The organism is Psychrobacillus sp. NPDC096389, assembly GCF_044762855.1.
Lineage (GTDB): Bacteria > Bacillota > Bacilli > Bacillales_A > Planococcaceae > Psychrobacillus.
The window spans coordinates 65,545-82,859 of record NZ_JBIWFB010000012.1; the positions used below are offsets into that span (position 1 = coordinate 65,545).

General features: G+C 37.2%; 18 protein-coding genes. 2 read left to right on the forward strand and 16 right to left on the reverse strand.

The window, feature by feature from the left end; all coding sequences use genetic code 11:
- Positions 1-12: 12 nt before the first annotated feature.
- From ACIQ38_RS21485 to prsW, 10 genes are all read right to left on the reverse strand, one after another.
- Positions 13-228: a DUF2768 domain-containing protein gene (locus ACIQ38_RS21485; RefSeq protein WP_246097079.1), complete on the reverse strand. Its 216-nt coding sequence runs from the start codon at positions 226-228 to the stop codon at positions 13-15.
- A 161-nt stretch (positions 229-389) separates the two neighbouring features.
- Positions 390-1,409, reverse strand: a complete 1,020-nt coding sequence (locus ACIQ38_RS21490) for an NAD(P)H-dependent glycerol-3-phosphate dehydrogenase (protein WP_402828183.1) — start codon at positions 1,407-1,409, stop codon at positions 390-392.
- Between the two features lie 21 nt (positions 1,410-1,430).
- Positions 1,431-2,741: a ribosome biogenesis GTPase Der gene (der, locus tag ACIQ38_RS21495; RefSeq protein WP_402828186.1), complete on the reverse strand. Its 1,311-nt coding sequence runs from the start codon at positions 2,739-2,741 to the stop codon at positions 1,431-1,433.
- A 109-nt stretch (positions 2,742-2,850) separates the two neighbouring features.
- Positions 2,851-3,993: a 30S ribosomal protein S1 gene (gene rpsA / locus ACIQ38_RS21500; protein WP_402828189.1), complete on the reverse strand. Its 1,143-nt coding sequence runs from the start codon at positions 3,991-3,993 to the stop codon at positions 2,851-2,853.
- 93 nt (positions 3,994-4,086) lie between these two features.
- Positions 4,087-4,674, reverse strand: coding sequence for a lysophospholipid acyltransferase family protein (locus ACIQ38_RS21505; protein ID WP_402828192.1), 588 nt, complete (start codon positions 4,672-4,674; stop codon positions 4,087-4,089).
- A gap of 1 nt (position 4,675) precedes the next feature.
- On the reverse strand, positions 4,676-5,350 hold the full coding sequence (gene cmk, locus ACIQ38_RS21510; protein ID WP_402828195.1) for a (d)CMP kinase: 675 nt from the start codon (positions 5,348-5,350) through the stop codon (positions 4,676-4,678).
- A gap of 747 nt (positions 5,351-6,097) precedes the next feature.
- Positions 6,098-6,745 carry a flagellar brake protein gene (locus tag ACIQ38_RS21515; protein ID WP_402828198.1) on the reverse strand — a complete coding sequence of 216 codons (648 nt, stop codon included), beginning with the start codon at positions 6,743-6,745 and terminating at the stop codon, positions 6,098-6,100.
- Positions 6,746-6,819: 74 nt separating this feature from the next.
- Positions 6,820-8,103: a PepSY1/2 domain-containing protein gene (locus tag ACIQ38_RS21520; RefSeq protein WP_402828201.1), complete on the reverse strand. Its 1,284-nt coding sequence runs from the start codon at positions 8,101-8,103 to the stop codon at positions 6,820-6,822.
- 9 nt (positions 8,104-8,112) lie between these two features.
- Positions 8,113-8,871, reverse strand: coding sequence for a spore cortex-lytic enzyme (sleB, locus tag ACIQ38_RS21525; protein ID WP_402828326.1), 759 nt, complete (start codon positions 8,869-8,871; stop codon positions 8,113-8,115).
- A 100-nt stretch (positions 8,872-8,971) separates the two neighbouring features.
- Positions 8,972-9,661: a glutamic-type intramembrane protease PrsW gene (prsW, locus tag ACIQ38_RS21530; RefSeq protein ID WP_402828204.1), complete on the reverse strand. Its 690-nt coding sequence runs from the start codon at positions 9,659-9,661 to the stop codon at positions 8,972-8,974.
- 77 nt (positions 9,662-9,738) lie between these two features.
- On the opposite strand from prsW, the gene ACIQ38_RS21535 reads away from it, so the two are divergent.
- A complete protein-coding gene (locus ACIQ38_RS21535; RefSeq protein WP_402828207.1) occupies positions 9,739-10,710 on the forward strand; it encodes an asparaginase in 972 nt (323 codons plus the stop codon).
- 376 nt (positions 10,711-11,086) lie between these two features.
- Here the strand turns inward: ACIQ38_RS21535 and ACIQ38_RS21540 are convergent, their stop codons facing one another.
- From ACIQ38_RS21540 to ACIQ38_RS21560, 5 genes are all read right to left on the reverse strand, one after another.
- Positions 11,087-12,061: a YpdA family putative bacillithiol disulfide reductase gene (locus ACIQ38_RS21540; protein WP_402828210.1), complete on the reverse strand. Its 975-nt coding sequence runs from the start codon at positions 12,059-12,061 to the stop codon at positions 11,087-11,089.
- A gap of 40 nt (positions 12,062-12,101) precedes the next feature.
- Complete coding sequence (locus tag ACIQ38_RS21545) at positions 12,102-12,863, reverse strand: metallophosphoesterase (RefSeq protein WP_402828213.1); 762 nt, start codon at positions 12,861-12,863, stop codon at positions 12,102-12,104.
- Between the two features lie 168 nt (positions 12,864-13,031).
- Complete coding sequence (locus ACIQ38_RS21550) at positions 13,032-13,634, reverse strand: LysM peptidoglycan-binding domain-containing protein (protein ID WP_402828216.1); 603 nt, start codon at positions 13,632-13,634, stop codon at positions 13,032-13,034.
- Positions 13,635-13,717: 83 nt separating this feature from the next.
- Positions 13,718-15,133: a RecQ family ATP-dependent DNA helicase gene (locus ACIQ38_RS21555; protein ID WP_402828219.1), complete on the reverse strand. Its 1,416-nt coding sequence runs from the start codon at positions 15,131-15,133 to the stop codon at positions 13,718-13,720.
- Complete coding sequence (locus ACIQ38_RS21560; protein WP_402828222.1) at positions 15,126-16,160, reverse strand: YpbB family protein; 1,035 nt, start codon at positions 16,158-16,160, stop codon at positions 15,126-15,128. The genes ACIQ38_RS21555 and ACIQ38_RS21560 overlap by 8 nt, the downstream gene beginning before the upstream one ends.
- A 110-nt stretch (positions 16,161-16,270) precedes the next feature.
- Between ACIQ38_RS21560 and ACIQ38_RS21565 the strand changes: the two genes are divergently transcribed.
- Positions 16,271-16,519: a ferredoxin gene (locus ACIQ38_RS21565; RefSeq protein WP_093273219.1), complete on the forward strand. Its 249-nt coding sequence runs from the start codon at positions 16,271-16,273 to the stop codon at positions 16,517-16,519.
- A gap of 179 nt (positions 16,520-16,698) precedes the next feature.
- Here ACIQ38_RS21565 and ACIQ38_RS21570 read toward each other — a convergent pair whose 3' ends face one another.
- A complete protein-coding gene (locus ACIQ38_RS21570) occupies positions 16,699-17,292 on the reverse strand; it encodes an ECF transporter S component (protein WP_402828226.1) in 594 nt (197 codons plus the stop codon).
- Between the last annotated feature and the right edge of the window lie 23 nt (positions 17,293-17,315).

A 17,315-nucleotide genomic window follows, 5' to 3' on the forward strand; every position in this document is an offset into this window, starting at 1 on the left:
GGAATCTCCTTACTAAGCTTTTGTTGGGTTAAAAATAATATAAATCATCGTAATGAAGCCTATAAATAACAGTATGTATGCGATTAAACCAAAAATAAATTTCAAGAAAGCGTTTTTAAATTTTGTTTTTACAAAAAACATAAAAAGCATTGCTAAAAACATACAACCCATAGATCCAAATGATATCCACATTTTATCCATCGATGACACTAACAATACAGGTAACAATAACTTCCCCACCTTTCTACAACTATCAAATACACCATGGTGTATTTACTCCTAGAGTTTCTAAAATTCGGAGAAGGCACGTAAACCACAGCCGAATTAAGTTAAATTATACCACTTCGAAAAAGAGTTGCTATCAAACAACTCTTTTCTTTGTGACAAATTTAGAACGATTTATAATCGTCCAACTCATGCTTTTTCGTGCGATGCATCAAAGTATCGACCGCTTCTTTCGGGTGAGTACCTTCAAATAATACAGAATGCAATGCTTCGGTGATCGGCATATCTACTTCTTGTTTTTTTGCAAGCTGATAAGCGGCTTTTGTCGTTCTTACGCCTTCTACGACCATTCCCATCTCATCTAACACTGTTTGTAGGCTTGCGCCTTTACCGAGCATATTCCCTGCTCGCCAGTTTCTAGAATGGACGCTTGTACATGTTACGATCAAATCGCCCATACCAGTTAACCCTGAAAATGTAGAAGCAGCCGCTCCTAAACTAATGCCTAGTCTCGTAATTTCTGCTAGCCCTCTTGTAATAAGCGCAGCTTTTGCATTATCCCCATAGCCTAAACCATCTACAATTCCAGCTGCTAAAGCTATGACATTTTTTAAAGCTGCTCCTATTTCTACACCTACAACATCATCATTGGTATATACACGGAAAGAATTATTCATAAATAAATCTTGTACTTTTTCTGCTGCTTCCATTTTTTCACTTGCTACAGTGACCGTAGTTGGATGTTGCAACACTACTTCCTCTGCATGACTTGGTCCAGATAACACAACAATGGCATCTACAAAATCAGCGGGAAGCTCCTCTTCTAGCATTTCGGAAATGCGTTTTAATGAATCGGGTTCAATTCCTTTTGAAACATGCACAAATAATTTTTTCTCCGTTAAAAACGGCTTCATATTTTGACAAACTTCACGGATTGCTTTTGTTGGTACTGCAATCACGATAGTAGAAGCATGTTGAATTGCTTCTTCAAAATGACTAGTCGATTTTAAATTGCTCGGCATTGAAATATTCGGTAAATATTTCTCATTAGTATGCTGATCGTTTATTTCTTTCGCTTGATCTTCGCGGTGTGACCACAAAAGACAATCATTATTATTATTCGCGAGCACCATTGCAAGCGCTGTTCCCCAGCTGCCTGCACCAAGTACTGTTACTTTCTCCATGTCCTTACGCCCCTTTTACACTCAAGTTCTTGCGCGAGTAATGATACGTATTGGAGTCCCTTCAAAATCAAAGGATTCACGAATACGGTTTTCTAAAAAGCGCTCGTATGAGAAATGCATCATGTCTGGTTCGTTTACAAATACAACAAATGTCGGTGGTTTAATCGCCACTTGCGTCGCATAGTAAATACGTAATCTCTTCCCTTTATCAGTTGGAGCAGGGTTACGAGCTACAGAATCTTCAATGACTTCATTCAATACAGAAGATTGAACGCGAAGTGAATGATTTTCACTTACTTTGTTTATGATTGGAAGCAAGCTATGCACACGTTGTTTCGTTTTTGCAGAAACAAAGACAATCGGCGCATAATCTAAAAATTGGAAATGCTCACGAATTGATTTCGTCATTTCATTCATTGTTTTATCGTCTTTTTCGATTGCATCCCATTTGTTCATAACGATGATAACCGCTTTACCACCTTCATGGGCATACCCGGCAATTTTCTTATCTTGCTCTTGGATACCTTCTTCCGCGTTTAGTACGACTAACACAACGTCTGAACGTTCAATCGCCTTTAACGCACGAAGCACACTGTATTTCTCAGTTGTTTCGTATACTTTTCCTTTTTTACGCATCCCGGCTGTATCGATCATGACGTACTCTTGCCCATCAAAAGAATATTCCGTATCAATTGCATCACGAGTAGTTCCTGCAATATCACTAACGATTACGCGTTCTTGTCCTAAAAATGAATTGATCAAAGATGATTTCCCAACATTCGGTCTACCGATTAAGGAGAATTTAATCGTATCTTCTCCGTATTCCTGATCTTCTACAGTAGGGAAGTTTTTTGCTACTTCGTCTAGTAAATCCCCTAGTCCTAATCCGTGAGATCCTGAAATAGGAAATGGTTCGCCCATTCCTAATGCATAGAAATCATAAATCATTTCGCGCATATCGGGATTATCAATTTTGTTCACTGCTAAAACGATTGGTTTTTTCGTTTTATACAAAATTTTAGCAACATATTCGTCTGCCGATGTAACGCCTTCACGTCCATTTGTTAAGAAGATAATTACATCCGCTTCATCCATTGCGATCTCTGCTTGTTGCTTAATTTGCTCTAAAAAGGGTTCGTCACTTAGTTCAATACCACCTGTATCGATAATATTAAATTCATGTGTTAACCAATCGGCAGAACTATATATACGATCACGTGTAATACCTGGAATGTCCTCCACGATAGAAACACGCTCTCCTACGATTCGATTAAATATAGTCGATTTGCCGACATTTGGCCTACCAACGATTGCTACTACTGGTTTTGTCATTACTTATTCATCCTTCCAACTTCGTCTAAGTTGTATTATACAACAAAAAGACAAAAGCAGGCGACTTCTTTGTCGAAGTCACCTGCTTTGTGATTCTTATAGACTGATTTTATTTCGTAAAGTCCTTTAGCTTGTCTCCAAGTACATCGCTTATAGAGAAGCCTCTAGATTCTTCTGGTAACTGATAATCCGCCAAATCAAATGCTTCTTCATTTTCGACTAACTCTTTGATACTTAAGGACAATCTTTTTTCTTTACTATTTACTTCTAACACTTTCACTAGTACTTCTTCGCCTTCTTTTAATACTTCTTGTGGTGTACCAATATGTTTGTGGGCGATTTGTGAAATATGCACAAGACCTTCTACACCTGGAAGTACTTCTACAAAAGCACCATAAGAAACAAGTCGTTTTACTTTACCTGTTAAAATGCTTCCTTTTGCAGCCTTTTCTTCAATTTCGTCCCACGGTCCAGGTAAAGTATCTTTAATAGATAAAGAAATTCTTTCTGAATCGCGGTCAATTGACAATACTTTTACTTTCACTTGTTGCCCTTCTTTTAAAACATCCGCAATATTATCTAAATGCTCGTAGGACACTTGTGAAATATGCACAAGCCCGTCAACTCCACCGATATCTACGAATGCCCCAAAGGACGCTAAGCGTTGAACTGTACCATCTAATACGTCACCTGGTTGGATGGCATCTAATGTTTTTTGTTTATTAACCGATTTTTCATCTTCCACTACTGCTTTGTGGGAAAGGATTAATCGATTTTTATCTTTTTCTAATTCTACAATTTTAAAGGTTAACACTTTCCCTTTATAATCATCGAATGACTCAACGAAATGGTCTTCAATTAAAGATGCAGGGATAAATCCACGCACACCTAAATCGACTACTAATCCGCCTTTTACTACTTCTTTTACTTCTGTTTCAATAATTTCACCAGATTGGAATTGCTTTTCAAGCTGATCCCATGCTTTTTCAGCATCTACTTTTCGTTTGGAAAGAACAAAATTAGCTTCTTCCACTTTTGTAATCATAAGTTCCAGTTCATCACCGATGGAAACGGCGTCGGATGCTTTTTCAATATGCAAGCTAGATAGTTCACTAATAGGAACGATGCCATCAAAAGGTGCACCTTCGATTGATACGATTGCCGATTTTTCATCTACTTGTGCAACCGTTGCTTTAACTAGATCTCCCTCTTTAAACTCATGTGTGTCGTTTAAGTTCATTTCTTCTGACATATGATATTCCTCCTTCACAACGTCTCTTATCTATTTTATGCGAACTAGCACAGAAATACAAAAAGAAGCACTTTTGAAATGGAAAAAGTCTAATTATTTCGCTTTATATTGCTCCAATAATTCCGCAATATGAGCCATGATGACCTCTGTCACTTCCTCAGCGGATGCTTTACGCTCGCGGTATGGCTGCATATCAATTGCATCCCCGTATACTACTTTTAAACGTCTAAAAGGTTTGTACGGACCTACAATGGCACAAGGAACGACATTTGCCTCTCCTCTTAAAGCAAAAAAGCCCGCTCCACTGAATCCTTTACCAAGTTGTCCATCTTTACTTCTCGTACCTTCTGGGAAAAGACCAACTACTTCTCCGTCTTTTAATAGTTTAATAGCACGGCGGAGCGCATCTCTGTCGCTCATTCCTCTTTTTACAGGAAATGCTCGTACTCCAGGTAATATACTTTTTAAAAGCGGCAAGTGGAACAATTCTTCCTTTGCCATAAAATTTACTGGTCTTGGCGCGTTTATTCCAACCACGGGAGGATCTAAATTATCAATATGATTACTACATAATAAAATGCCTCCTTCTTTTGGAAATTTGTCCGCTCCAATCACTTCAAATCTGTAAATTGGTTTTAGAATGCCATAAACAACTGTTTTTGCAAAGGAATAAAGATTCATATTACGCCATCCTCTCTTTTGCGAGCTGCATAATTTGTTCAGATACTTCTTCAATAGAAAGAGAAGTTGTATCAATATAGATCGCGTCTGCTGCTTGTGTTAACGGCGAAGCTTCTCGCTCGCTATCTAGTTTGTCGCGAAGGGCGATCTCTTTTATCAATTCTTCTAAACTTGTATGAATTCCTCTTTTTTGGTTGTCCAAATATCTTCTGTTTGCTCGTTCTTCTACGCTAGCAGACATGAAAATTTTCAGTTCGGCGTTCGTTAATACATGTGTTCCGATATCTCTACCATCCATGACGATCCCGCCATCTTCTCCCATTTTCACTTGTCTTTTGACCATTTCTTCTCGCAAATCTGCATGAGCAGAGACAGCTGACACGGAAATGGTTACTTCTGTGGAGCGAATTTCTTCGGTTACTTCTACATCGTCTAAAAATACAAGTTGTCCTTTCGGAGAAGGTTTTAAATCGATTGTAGTGTCGTGTAATAGTTTCGTTAATTTTTCCCCGTCTTGCAAATCTATGTTTAAGCGAATTGCTTTATACGTAATTGCGCGATACATTGCACCTGTATCTACATATGTATACCCTAATAATTCTGCTGTTTTTTTAGCTATTGTGCTTTTTCCGGCAGCTGCCGGTCCATCGATTGCTACTTGAATTCTTTTTGTCATACTTTTGCCTCCGCTCTATTCGAATCTATTTTAACATATAACTTGAAAAGCGTAAGCGCCTATGTCTATCCTAAGGGGCAAGGCGCTGTTGCTAGGTTAATGGGATTTCACACGTATGTATTAAAGAAAGTGCGTCATAAAAGGTGAGTGCTTGCAGTTCTCGTGCTACGGCAAATATATCCGAGCTATTTATCTGGAGAAGATTGTCCAATAATAAACGCGCAACATTCGAGTCATTACTCGCAACATTATAAAGAATTCGCGCAACATTTCGCTTCAAACACGCAACATTATGGGTCATTTGCGCAACATTGACTAAAATGAGTCATAGTCATCGTCGTCTCACTCCAAGTAAACTTGTTGTTTTAAGAATTAATTGCTTTCATATGCAAATTAGTTGCTCTTGCGATGATTTTAGTTGCTTTCGGTGTAGAATTAGTTGCTTTCATTGACTAGTTGGTTGCTCTATGCCATTTAATGGATCCGCAAAATGAAAAAAGAGAACTAAATTTTATTTTGTGCGACTTTACACTGAAAAAGTATGCAATTTCTATGGATTTTTGCAGCAAGCAGCAATCTTAGCGGACACTTCCTTACGACGCATTATCCCTATAAGCCTTCGATCTTTTTCAAAAATGACTTAACTTACTAATGTTACATGTAAATAGTTATCCACATGTATAATTTAATATGAAGTAAAAAACTACCATGACTTCTCAAAGAAAAAAAGCCTGTTTAGACAGACTTTTAGTCCTTGCTTTTTTTCCTTAGCAACACTTGTCGTTCAAAACAATATCGAACGATCTGTTGCTTGTCTACTTCATCCGTATCAGAAAATTGCAATGACGCCAATGTGATTGAATCTCTTTCCCAAATACGTATTACTTTAGCAGTTGTCTGTACATACTTTATATCCCCATTATTAAACCCTAATGGGATCAGTAAAGAGACATCATCATCCGCTTTAAATTTGACGGCACGATTTAATATGACTGCCGTCCCTCCCGCACTAATGTCATCGGTTACAAATTGGTACTTTTCATCTTGGAATTGGACTGATATATCAAGCGAAGCGACTACACGTACAAAATCTCTTCGTTGTATTTTAATAATTTCAGAATCTCCTGGAAAGGAAAGTTTAATCATTGGGATTTGTCCCTTTTTTTTGCCTAAAACTTCTGTTTGAAATGCAAAAGCTGCCTTTGATTCTTCGGTGTATGAAACACGAAGTTGTGTCCCGTCCATAAGAAAAACGGTTCTCCCTGAAATTGTATCTACTGGATAATCTACATAAATCGCCTGATCATCGCTATCTACAATTTTACAGCGATACTTTTCCGCTTTTTCTGAAACGATTGGCTCTAAAGTGAGAACTGTCCCAAGTTTAATATTCATAAGCAACCCTCTTTAAGTGTCATAATAAATATATTATGACACTTAAAGGGGTATATTTCTATCAAAATTTCTACTTAAGGCAATTTTTCTGTGTGTAATATTTCATGGGTTTCCGTATCAATATACGTTTTATGTGTGCCAATAGAATCATTTCTTGTTAATACTTCATAGGCAAGACGTTGTTGTAGCTCTTTATTTTCTACATAAGCTAGTCTTTCTTCTTCAACGGTAAAATCGCCTGAGAATATTTCATTGTAATCGATTGGGACTACTTTTTGTTCCCCAATATTTTCTTTTTGAATATATTCCATCGCGTTTAAGCCTAAAAGTTCCCCATTATCTTTGGCGATTTTCAGATGCATGCCGTCCGCGTAAATGAGTGCATCATTGTTTGGATCAACACGTGCAAAGGCTAAATGCCAAGCAATATGGTTTTCTCGATACTCCACCATCTGGGTATCTGTATAGCCAAAAGATTTCATATAAGTACTTGCTTTTTCTTTCATCTGTTCGGCACTAATCGTTGTGTTGTCAAAAGGTCGCTCCAATAAATACGAAAGCAAGTGACCACCTTTTTTCGTAAAGTCAGCATATCCAATTCGAATCCCTTTATGGAATTGCACATGGTAAAAAGGATACGGTGCATCTGCTGCACTTTCTGTAATATGAATGGTTGCGTCTTTTAATTCCGGAAATAATTTGATGAAGTTTTGTTTTACCTGTTCCACCGTTACTTCGGAGTCTTTAATATGTTGCAAATCTTTCTTTTTTTGTTTATCCGTTTCACTTGCTGTCATTGGAAAATCACTTTCTGTATAGGCTTTCACGGAATCCCCAAGTGTTTTCCAGTTTTTCTCGTTTTCTTTATTTGCTTTATTGTTCACAAAAGAAGTAACGATATAATCCTTTTTCCCGGCTTCTCTATTCGTAAAAGCCCATTGATCGGATAATGATATTAAATTTGTTCTAGCATCTTTCATACTCTTTTGCCATTCCTCGACCGGTATCTTTCCTTCTTTCACGAGGGAAGCACTGTTACCAATCCGGTTTAAATAGTTCATCCATACAGTAGAAGTTTCGTGATCTATCGGCAATGCGGATATTGAAGCACGAACATCGGAAGAAAGTCTCCATACATCTTCTAAAGGCTGGTCGAGCACCTCTTTATCTTGAAAGAGTAATGTTTGATCAATGGAGTCACTTAGTTTTATTAATTTTTCGGATGCCGATGTTAATTGGTTGGAGTATTGATTCGCAAGGGCGTTTTCTAACCGAGTATTTTTAGACTGAACGTTAAAATGATACACAAGGAATACAGCTGCAGCAGAAACAACGATTACCCATATAAATTTTTTCATATGCCCTCCTTATGCACAAAAAATATGCTGTCCGATTGTTTTTATTTGTGGTCGTGACCAAATCCATTTACTTGTTGCTGTTTTTGGATTGAAATAATAGATTGCATTCTCCGTAGGATCCCAACCATTCAACGCATCTAGTACCGCTTCTTTTGCACGTTCATTTGGCTCTAACCAAATTTGTCCGTCCGCAACAGCAGTAAATGCTAGTGGTTGGAAGATTACTTCTGAAATAGTATTCGGAAAATCTGGATGCTCCACTCTATTTAAAATAACTGCAGCAACTGCCACTTGCCCTTCATAAGGTTCTCCTCTAGCTTCCCCATAAACGGCATTGGCAATGAGATCTAAATCTTTCTCCGAATATTTAGGTGGGAGTTGCATATTCGAACTTTCCGCTTGTTTATTTTTCACTTGACTCGCTAAATCCTTGCCACCATAGGTTGTAAAACTGTTACCTTTTTTCAGTTGTTCATGGACGAATTGTTTGTCAAACTCTGAAACACTGACAAGCTTCTTCTTCGTTTCCTCTCCTAGTAAACCATCGACTGGAAGACCATATTTTTCTTGGAAATTTCGAAGCGCCCAGTATGTGTTATAACCAAATTTCCCATCTATTTGACTCGTGTAAAATCCGGTATATTGGAGTCTAGACTGCAATTCAATTACATCGTCACCATATGCTCCACGTTCTACAATTTGCGTGGAAAAAGCCTGTGTAGGTTGTTCTTCCTGCAAGAACGCATAGCTTGCGGCACAAAATACGATGCTAAATAAAATATACTTTAGTTGTTTCAAACGTCATCTCTCCTTTTTTATTAGCTTGGATAAGATGCGCTCAAATATACAAAAAAAATCTAGCACGCAGCTAGATTTCTTCTCTAATATAATATTGATGGTCTTCCATTCTTTTATGGCGCGATAAAATATGTGCTTTTTTTGCTTTAGATAAACCGAATACCCATAAAAATAACATAAAAGGAACGATTAATAATAATTCCAACCCTTTAATAATTAAAATACTATTATAAATAGTATGTAAAACAAAGGATGCTAAAAATGCATACGTAATTTCATTTTTTGCTTTTCTAGCAGAAAATTTCGCTCTTCCTAAATAATAGCCCATTACGACACCAAATAATGCGTGACTGGAAACAGGTAAGAGCGCACGAATAAATGCCTCATCCATCCCGAAGTTTAGTAAAAATAAAATATTTTCTACTGTCGCAAAACCTAGCGCAACACTAGCGCCATACAATATTCCATCATATGGATCATCGAACTCAACATGCTTATATATAGCAATGACTAATATAAGCCATTTAAAAAATTCCTCTAAAGCGCTTGTTACAAGTGCTTGATGAAGAAACAAAGAAGAAAATATCTCTTCCTCTTGGATAACGTGTTGGATAAATAATATAGGAAATGTTAATATGGCACCATATATAAAAGAATGTAATAATAATTTGGAAGGCTCTTTAGCTATTTCTTTACGTAAATAAAAATAGCTTAAAAGTGCAAGTGCTGGCGCAATTGCAACAGAAAGCAGTATGAACATAAGTGTACTCCTTCCATTAGATTATCTTTATTATACAACTTTTTTCCGATAAAATGTAAAATTCCGGAGGTTTTAAAATGAAATCCATCTTACTTATTCATACTGGCGGAACTATATCTATGCAAATACAATTAGATACAGGTGCCGTCATACCTACAGAAAATAATCCTATTACGTTTGAAGCCGAAAAACTAAAACAATACGCAAATATTTTAGAAATAGAAGCTTTCAATTTACCTTCACCCCATATTACGCCAAAAGAAATGTTAGTGCTCAAACAATTAATCGAGCAATATATAGGAGAACATTCGATTGAAGGGGTGGTCATCACGCATGGTACCGATACACTGGAGGAAACTGCTTACTTTCTCGATTTAACGATCAATACATCTATACCAATTGTACTTACAGGTGCAATGCGCTCTTCTAATGAAATAGGCTCAGATGGCCTATATAATTTAGTGTGTGCTGTTCAAGTTGCTTGTTCCGATGATGCGAAGGATAAAGGAGTCCTTGTCGTTTTAAATGATGAAATTCACACTGCGGAAAATGTGACAAAAACACATGCCAGTAATGTAAGCACATTCCAAAGTCCGCAATACGGTCCCATCGGATTTATTTCCAAATCGATTGTGCATTTTCATCATTCGCCCAATCACCGAACTGTGCTTCCCATTCAAAATATTTCTAAAAGGGTCGCATTATTTAAAGTGTATGCTGGGATGGAGCCTGATTTACTCGAAGCTGCTATCCAACTGGGATATGAAGGGATTGTACTAGAAGGTTTAGGTCAAGGAAATGTCCCTCCAAGTCTTGTTCCAACCATCGAGGATATTTTGAAAAAAGATGTACCGATTGTACTTGTCTCCAGATGCTTTAACGGAATTGCCCAAGACGTTTATGGTTATGCCGGTGGAGGAAAAAGTTTGAAAGAACAAGGTGTGATGTTTGCATATGGATTAAACGGCCAAAAGGCAAGACTAGCACTGCTTATCTCATTACATAACACCGACCCGAAAAATGCAATGAACAGTATTTTTTCGATATAGGAAATAAAAATCGGCTTGTATACGCAATGGAGAAATAACGGGAAGTAAACAATGACCACTAGCCGTCACGCTATGGCCAAAATATCCGCTCTCTAAAAAATTATCCATTTATAAATGGTCAACAATGAAAGTCATATGCTTGAGGTTCATAAACTATGTGGCAAAGTTCTCGTCATCTCATTCCAAGTCAACTTGCTATTTAAACAGTTAGTTGCTTTCATGTTGATTTGGTTGCTTTCAGACTAGATTTAATTGCTTTCGTTGATTGGTTTGTTGCTCTATGCCATTTATTGATGCACACAGTGGAAAAACTGCGGAAATTTTGTTTTTGCGAGCTGCTACTAACTAAATAAGCAGGAGAAAAGCGTAAAGAGGCTTAGTTGTCTTTACGCTTTTTTTCTATTGCTTTTGCTATCTGGTCTCCATGGAAACGGCCATTTTCTATAAATATTTCATTCGCATTATTTCCGGCAGCTATGACTCCGGCGATAAAGATCCCATCCACATTCGTTTCCATCGTTTCAGCATTGTAAGTAGGACGTCCAGTCACTGAATCTATTTGAATACCTATGTCCTGTAAAAAGCCATGGTCTGGGTGATAACCGGTCATCGCAAATACAAAATCATTTTCTATTTGAAATTCCCCGTCCAGTCCTCTTAATGTGACCGACTGTTCATCGATTGCTGTTACCTCCGTGTCAAAATGCATATCGATTTCTCCATTTCGAACGAGTCCTTCAAACTCCGGCAATACCCACGGTTTTATACTCGGCGAATAGGTACTTCCACGATAGACTACCGTTACTTTTGCTCTTGCTTTGTTTAACTCAAGTGCCGCATCAATTGCCGAGTTTTTCCCACCAATAACTAATACATGATGATCAAAAAACGGATGTCCTTCTTTGAAATAATGACTCACTTTGGGTAAATCCTCACCACGTATACCCATGAAATTCGGATGATCGTAATAACCTGTTGCAATAATGACGTATGTCGAATGATACGTCCCTTTCGATGTTTGGACGATAAAATAATCCTTTTCTTTTTCCACCTGTCTAACATATTCATATTTGTTCACTTGTATGTTTTTCAAATTTGCAACTTCTCGATAATAGACTAATGCCTGGTTTCGCTTAGGTTTCCTTTCTTCTACGATAAAAGGCACATCTCCAATTGCTAGCTTTTCACTTGTACTAAAAAATGTTTGATGTGTAGGATACTTATAAATCGCTTCCACAATATTTCCTTTTTCAATCACGAGTGTATGTAGTCCTATATTTTGCATCGAAATTGCAGCCGCTAGTCCGCATGGTCCTCCTCCAACGATGAGGACATCAACTTGTTGTACCACTTGTAAAAACTTCCTTTCTATACTCTTTCCAACAGTGTTTTCATTCACCGTACATCGTAATTATATGACATTCTGGTTTTGCCCCTAATCGAAGAGGCACACCTGTCGTTCCAAATCCATTGCTAACGAGTTCCGCACTATTTTCTTTCACTTTAAAAGCACCGTTTTCATAAATACCAAAAGGTCCAAACCGAATTTGACCGCCATGCAAATGCCCCGCTAATAATAAATGCGGGTTACTGACTTTTTTAGCGTTGTTAAAATAGGCAGGCGCATGTGTAATGAAAACAACAATATCCTCATCTCTAACTTCTTGAAATGCATCATATATATTCACTTTACCACTAAATCCATCATTGACTCCAACAAGGCGAATCGGTGTACGGTCAATGATTCGTTCCATGGATCGATTCACCAATAAATGGACATCATTCTTTTCAAGTAGTTCGATTAAGTTTTGTTCTCCCACTTCTCGATCATTGTTGCCGAAGACGTAAAAGACATCCCCTAATTTTTTTAGCTGCTCGATATTCCGCTCCGTTCGATGTAAAGGAACCCCTTTTTCGGTAATATCCCCACCGATAATTACTATGTCTACTTTACCCATAAGCGAGTGGATCAATTTATCATTTAGTTTCCGACGATGAATATCTGAGATAAAAAAAAGATGAACTTGCGCACCCGGTTTCATTTGTTCTACTCGGAGTGCATGTATTTTTACATTTACTTGAAATGCTAAGTAGAGCATATAAAGTAACAGCAAAATAGCTAAACCAGCTACTACCAAAAGAAAATATACCAACAAAAAACCCCCCTAGTCCTAACGTATAAAAGGACAGGGAAATCCCCCTGTCCTTTCCTTTCATTTCCTTTGTTTATCTAACCTTATGAATCTTCTTTTTTATAAATATAACTGTCTAAATATATTTATGCAACTAACATCCTAAATGATCTTCTTTTTAAACATTTGTTAAGGCAATATTAACTTTTGACCAGCAGCAATAGAATTCGACGATAAGCCGTTTGCAGATTTAATCTTTTCGACAGCATTTGGGTCATTATAATAGTTAATCGCAATGCGATATAATGTTTCATTTTCTTTGACTATATGTGTTTTAGAGGAGGTTTCTTGTTTTGGTTGTTCCACTTTTGGCTGCTCTACTTTTGGTTGTTCTACTTTAGGCTCTTCCTTTTTCGGCTGTTCTACTTTCGGTTCTTCCACTTTTGGTTGTTCCGTAGCCGGTGGTTGTTCTTCTTCTTTTTCCGCTACTTGCGCTTCATTTTCTTCTTTTGGACTATTCGTAATATTTTTCGTCTCTACTTGAATAATTCCTGATTCTTGCACCTCTTCTACGTCCTTAGGCGTGTAAATAAATTGCACATATAGAAAAGTACAAACTGGAATTAGTATAAAGATAAAAAATAATGTTGGAATTAACACGTTTTTAGACTTTTTCTTCGCTTTTTTTCCAGAATGGGATCTTCTACGACTTCTAAGTTCTACTTGATCGTCCTCAACCCCAATGGATTGTCTATGTTCATCTATTTTTTTTTGATAGTCGTCTTGATTCATATTTTTCAAACTCCATTTCTGCCATTATCTCTACTACTATTATTATGCCGAATTTTGTTGAAAAAGTAAACTTCTCATCTATTTTAAGCGCGTAGTAGTTCATCTAATCGCATTTTCCAATCCAGCTCTCCCATTTTTTCCGTCGTTTGTTTTCTATTCGCTACAATTTCGTTCAAACGAAGCGAACATTTGGAGCAGCAATGCATAGGACGATTTATTAATTGTTCATCAAAATAGTGCAAGAGCTGTTCTCTTATACATCGTTCGTTTTGCAGCATCGTGTACAAACTTAAAATTTCTGTCCATTTCTTTTGTTTTATCGTTTGGAAAAGTTGTGTCGTCTCTTGTTCTGTTAACTCTTCTTTCCAATACTCCAATATTCTAGCGGTCGTTTCCGGTAATTGGAGTTGCATTTGATCGGAATCATAGGCCAGTCGGATGTCTGCTTCTTCCGGGAAGTCTTGCATGGCGACATAGAAAGCCTGCTCCACATCCGTTGCGGTAAATAGCAAAGAAGCAATCGATTGCTTCCCGTCCCGCGCTGCTCTTCCTACTTCTTGCATATAGCTGGCAATAGATGTCGGAATATGGTCATGAATAATTTGTCGAATATCATCTTTATGTATTCCCATCCCAAAAGCATTTGTCGCACATATCCACTCTAGCTGCCCTTGTTGAAACTGTTGCTGGACTAAAATACGATCATCTTGTTCCATTTTGGCATGATAATAAGAAGCGCTGATTCCTCTTTTTTGTAATTCATTCGCATACATTTCTGTTTTTTTACGCGACTGCGAATATAAAATACCAGGACCGCTTGTAGACGTAATTCTGCCGATGATCCACCCAAGCTTTTCTTTCGTATCTTGTACCTCTACCGCCTCATATGCAATGGCAGGTCGGTCAAGGGAATGAATGTATTCATACGGCTCCCTCATTAATAAGGTAGATTTAATATCCTTTACTACGTTCCCGGTTGCCGTTGCAGTTAAAGCGAGGACATTTGTTTGCCTAAATTGTTGTAACCATTTGGCGATCCTTAAATAGTCCGGCCTAAAGTCAAATCCCCATTGGGAAATACAATGTGCTTCATCCGCTACAATATAAGCGATACGGATAGTAGATAAAGCGTGATTAAAACGCTCATTTTGCAACATTTCTGGGGAGGTAAAAATAAATTTGTAAGCCGATAAATGTCGAAAAACCATCTCTTTTTGTTCAAAAGATAAGAAAGAGTTTATCGCTACAACACGCTTCTCTCCTATTATTTTTAATTGCTCTACTTGATCTTGCATTAAAGATAGTAAAGGAGAAACAATGACGACAGCCCCTTCCATCAAATAAGCTGGCAATTGGTATAGCAACGATTTCCCCATACCGGTTGGTAGTATAGCTACGACATCTTGTCCTGCTATAACTTGTTCGATAATTTCTTTTTGCCCTTCCCTAAACGAATCGTAACCAAATTTTCGGGTCAATACTTCTGTCAATTTATCCATTTACTTCCCCTCCTTTCGTTAGCGCTAATCTAATCTGAAAATAACTTAATTCGGGAAGTTGTTCTCGAATGGTTTTTAACTTTTTTGTTTGCCGTTCCCGCGCTATTTGTAGCACTTGTTGAATCTGTTCATCTGCAATAAAGGAATGAATCGGAAAATTTGGATCTGCCGAAACAATTTCAATGACATGGTCTTCAATTGTATTTTCCTTCAAAAAACGCATACTAGCTATTTGCTCAATCGAATAGCCTTTTCCAAATAAATTACTTGTTTTTAAAGCAGATTCGGTTAGAGTCGTTTGAACATAAATACCCTTTGTTAATGCATGGAAATCTGGGTATTTTTCTTCCGTTATATCATTTAATAAAATATGTAAGCATTCGATAAATAAAAACTTTACATCTAAGACAGTCATTTGATGGTGACTTGCAAGTTGCTCCCAAGTAAGCCCACTATTTTTGTACCCGCTTAATCGGTAAACAAACAAATGCCGATGGATTTCGAGTAATTGAGGATTTTCGAGTAGACCGAATAATTGTTGTTTGAAATTTGCTCCAAAAGAACTCGATTGAAAATCTCTTTGTTGTAAAAACTCTTTGACAAACTGATGAACGTCATTACTTTTTTGTACGGGCACAAACTTTTTTTCATTTCCTTGGAACTGGGATAATGTTTGAACGATTAATTCTACTCGTGCCCAAAAAACAAATTCTTTCCCTCGAAGAATCCATCCATTGTACAAAGGACGTCTTGCTGAAACTATTTTGTGCAATCCTTTTTCCGTAATAGCCAAAGTAGATTCATTCATGACGATAAGCCGTTCTGCAAGGAGTTTCTCTATTTCCACCTCATATATTTCTTTTGATAGTTTTGGATAGAGACCAAAGTATGGATGAAGACTAAAATATGTCACATCTTGTATAGTTTGACCGGATTTTTTTCCTTTTAACAAATAATAAGGAGCTGTAGATGACCGTTCGCCTTGGAATTGGTATATAATGAATAAGAGTAGTAGTTGAAAATACACTGGAAATCCCTCACATTTGAAAGTATTTTGGTTGAAATGTAGCGAAAATATCTTTAGAATGAATAAGATAGCAGATTCGTGAAAGCAGATATAAAGGAGAGAATATAGGAATGGCTAAATATACAATTGTTGATCAGGATACATGCATCGCATGTGGCGCATGTGGCGCTGCTGCACCAGATATATATGATTATGATGACGAAGGGATTGCTTTCGTTATTTTAGATGATAACATGGGGACAACAGAAGTTCCAGATGAACTACTAGAGGATATGGAAGATGCATTTGAAGGTTGCCCAACAGACTCTATTAAAGTAGCAGAGGAATCATTCGAAGGCGACGCATTAAAGTTTGAATAGTATAGATAAACTTATTTGAAACGTGGAAGGTCTTTAAAAAGCCTTGCACGTTTTTTATTTTTCCTCAGTGCATATTATCATTACTTACTTTAAATCCAATATAACACAAAAGAACATATGTTTCAATTAATCCAAGAAAAAAAGGTTGTTTCTCCTATTACAGAGAAACAGCCTTTTCTTTAGTTGATATTGGCAGTGCCAAATGAATGTGAAATTTTATCAAGTATCGGTTTCATTCTCTTGAATAAAACAATCATTACTACAGCTACTAAAATACCTTTTATAAGATTGAACGGTAAAATACCGAAAATAATCGAGTTAAATAAGGCTGTTCCTGTTTCCATTGGGAAATTCAAGAAATAAGCATACATTGGTAAAAATACATAATAATTTAGTACACTCATCCCGATTGCCATTGAAATTGTCCCGCAAGCTAGCCCGTACGTAATACCTTTGGAAGATGTAGCTTTTCGGTAAATTATATAAACTGGCGCTAAAAATAAAATACTAGTAACAAAGTTCGCCATATGCCCTACTGGAACGCCAGTTGGACTACCAGAGAACAACCAATCTAATACATTTTTCAAAAATGCTACGAGAATACCAGCAATAGGTCCCATCGTAATTGCTGCAATTAGTGCTGGAATGTCACTAAAATCCACTTTCAAATAAGCTGGTAGTGCTGGTAGTGGAAATGCAAGTAACATTAGTACAAAAGAAATACTACTTAACATGGCGATTGCAATTAGCATTCGCGTCTTACCTTTTAACATAAAATCCTCTCTCCTTTTGCGAT

Excerpts from the sequence above, each read along its gene's own strand:
- rpsA (WP_402828189.1), bottom strand. The coding sequence starts at position 3,993 with ATGTCAGAAGAAATGAACTTAAACGACACACATGAGTTTAAAGAGGGA.
- der (WP_402828186.1), bottom strand. The coding sequence starts at position 2,741 with ATGACAAAACCAGTAGTAGCAATCGTTGGTAGGCCAAATGTCGGCAAA.
- ACIQ38_RS21520 (WP_402828201.1), bottom strand. The coding sequence starts at position 8,103 with ATGAAAAAATTTATATGGGTAATCGTTGTTTCTGCTGCAGCTGTATTC.
- prsW (WP_402828204.1), bottom strand. The coding sequence starts at position 9,661 with ATGTTCATACTGCTTTCTGTTGCAATTGCGCCAGCACTTGCACTTTTA.
- cmk (WP_402828195.1), bottom strand. The coding sequence starts at position 5,350 with ATGACAAAAAGAATTCAAGTAGCAATCGATGGACCGGCAGCTGCCGGA.
- ACIQ38_RS21490 (WP_402828183.1), bottom strand. The coding sequence starts at position 1,409 with ATGGAGAAAGTAACAGTACTTGGTGCAGGCAGCTGGGGAACAGCGCTT.
- ACIQ38_RS21515 (WP_402828198.1), bottom strand. The coding sequence starts at position 6,745 with ATGAATATTAAACTTGGGACAGTTCTCACTTTAGAGCCAATCGTTTCA.
- ACIQ38_RS21555 (WP_402828219.1), bottom strand. The coding sequence starts at position 15,133 with ATGGATAAATTGACAGAAGTATTGACCCGAAAATTTGGTTACGATTCG.
- ACIQ38_RS21550 (WP_402828216.1), bottom strand. The coding sequence starts at position 13,634 with ATGAATCAAGACGACTATCAAAAAAAAATAGATGAACATAGACAATCC.
- ACIQ38_RS21535 (WP_402828207.1), top strand. The coding sequence starts at position 9,739 with ATGAAATCCATCTTACTTATTCATACTGGCGGAACTATATCTATGCAA.
- ACIQ38_RS21570 (WP_402828226.1), bottom strand. The coding sequence starts at position 17,292 with ATGTTAAAAGGTAAGACGCGAATGCTAATTGCAATCGCCATGTTAAGT.
- ACIQ38_RS21505 (WP_402828192.1), bottom strand. The coding sequence starts at position 4,674 with ATGAATCTTTATTCCTTTGCAAAAACAGTTGTTTATGGCATTCTAAAA.
- ACIQ38_RS21565 (WP_093273219.1), top strand. The coding sequence starts at position 16,271 with ATGGCTAAATATACAATTGTTGATCAGGATACATGCATCGCATGTGGC.